Origin of the sequence: Streptomyces albidochromogenes, assembly GCF_005981925.1 — a bacterium.
In the GTDB taxonomy this organism is placed as follows: domain Bacteria; phylum Actinomycetota; class Actinomycetes; order Streptomycetales; family Streptomycetaceae; genus Streptomyces; species Streptomyces albidochromogenes.
Window position 1 is genome coordinate 1 of record NZ_VBVX01000581.1, and the last position, 1,724, is coordinate 1,724.

The 1,724-nt window shown below is 72.9% G+C and carries 2 protein-coding genes; both read left to right on the plus strand.

Features of this window, described 5'->3' with window-relative positions; genetic code table 11:
- The coding region (locus tag E2E34_RS34030) for a thioesterase II family protein (RefSeq protein ID WP_138905676.1) at positions 1-576 on the plus strand (576 nt) is incomplete at its 5' end.
- An 88-nt stretch (positions 577-664) separates the two neighbouring features.
- Positions 665-1,699 (plus strand): TauD/TfdA family dioxygenase, encoded by a 1,035-nt coding sequence (locus E2E34_RS34035; RefSeq protein ID WP_138905677.1) that lies wholly within the window; start codon positions 665-667, stop codon positions 1,697-1,699.
- The last annotated feature ends 25 nt before the right edge of the window (positions 1,700-1,724 follow it).

The window sequence follows — 1,724 nt, forward strand, 5'->3', positions numbered from 1 at the left end:
ACGTGGCCGAGGGGCCCTCGATCCGGGCGAGCAGCCACAGCGCCCGCTGCGCCGCCGACAGCGGCAGCCGGTCCGGGCGTTCGGCAGCCGGCACCGGGCGCGGCGCGGGCCGGGCGGGCGCCGCGCTCCCTGGTGGCGTCGGCCTGCCGGGCGCCGTTCCTGGAGAACCCCAGCGCTGTGTACCCCGAGCGGCTCGACGACGACCAGCTGGTCGCCGCGATCAAGGAACGGGGAGGTACGGACGACGGGATCCTCGACGAGCCCGAGCTCCGCGAGATCATCATCCCCTCCATCCGCGCCGACTTCGCCATCGACGACGTGTACCGCTGCCCCGTCGAGGAGGCGCGGGTCGACTGCCCGGTGACGGTGATCGGCGGCGACGCGGACCCGGTGGTGCCGGCGGCGGCGCTGGACCGGTGGGCCGAGATCACCGAGGCGGGCTTCGCCGCGCACGTCCTGCCCGGCGGCCACTTCTACTTCCAGCAGCAGCTGCCCGGCTTCTTCGCCCTGCTCGGCTCCGTACTGGACGGCGGTGCGCGGCCCGCCCCCGGCGTGCCGGCGGCCCTCGCGGCCTGAACCGGCCTCCCCCGGGTGCGTGAACGCTCCCGCCGACGTACGCCGTCCTTCCTGATTCCGTGGTTCCACCCAGCAGAGGACTCTTCCCATGACCACTTTCGCCGATGCCCCCGTCCTGACCGGCCTGACCGTGATCCGCGAGCCGGGCAAGCCCGCCGTCGTGGCCACCCCGGGCCACCACGACATCGACGCCGCCGCCGCGTGGCTGACCGCCCACCGCGCCGAGATCCAGGCCGAGCTGCACCGCTCCGGCGCGGTGCTGCTGCGCGGACTGCCGGTCTGCGACGCGGCGGACTTCGCCACCGCCCGTGACGCCCTGATCGAGCAGCGGGCCGGTTACAAGGAGAAGGCCACCCCGCGCACCGACTTCGGCGAGGGCGTGTTCTCGTCCACCGACCTGCCGGCCGCCCAGCCGATCCGCCTGCACAACGAGAACAGCTACACCCTGGACTTTCCCGGGGTGCTGCTGTTCGGCTGTGTGACCGCCCCCGAGGAGGGCGGCGCCACGACCGTCGGCGACATGCGGGAGGCCCTGCGGCTGCTGCCCGCGGACCTGCGGGACCGGTTCGAGGAGGCCGGCTGGCTGCTCGTGCGCAACTACTCCGAGCTGGCCGGACTGCCCTGGTACAAGACCTTCGCCACCGACGACAGGGCGGCGGCCGAGGCGTACTGCGACGAGAACACCATCGGTTACGAGTGGCTGGACGACGACTCCCTGGTCACCCGGCAGCGGCGGTCGGCGATCGTCACGCACCCCGTCACCGGGGACCGGGTCTGGTTCAACCACTTCGCGTTCTGGAACAGCCGCACCCTCGACCCGGACGTCCGCGAGGTGCTCGTCGAGACGTACGGCGAGGACGGCCTGCCCTTCAACACCTACCTGGGCGACGGGACCCGGCTCACGGACGCCGAGGTCGACGCGGTCAACGACGTCTACGACCGGGTGACGCGCCGCGAGACCTGGCAGCAGGGCGACCTCATGCTCGTCGACAACATCCTGTGCGCGCACGGGCGCGAGTCCTTCACGGGCGACCGGAAGATCCTCGTCGCCATGGGCGAGCCGGTCGCGCTCGCCGACTGCTCCCCCGCCACCCAGCCGTCCACCACCGTCTTCGGGAAGTGACCACCGCCATGACCGCCGTACTGCC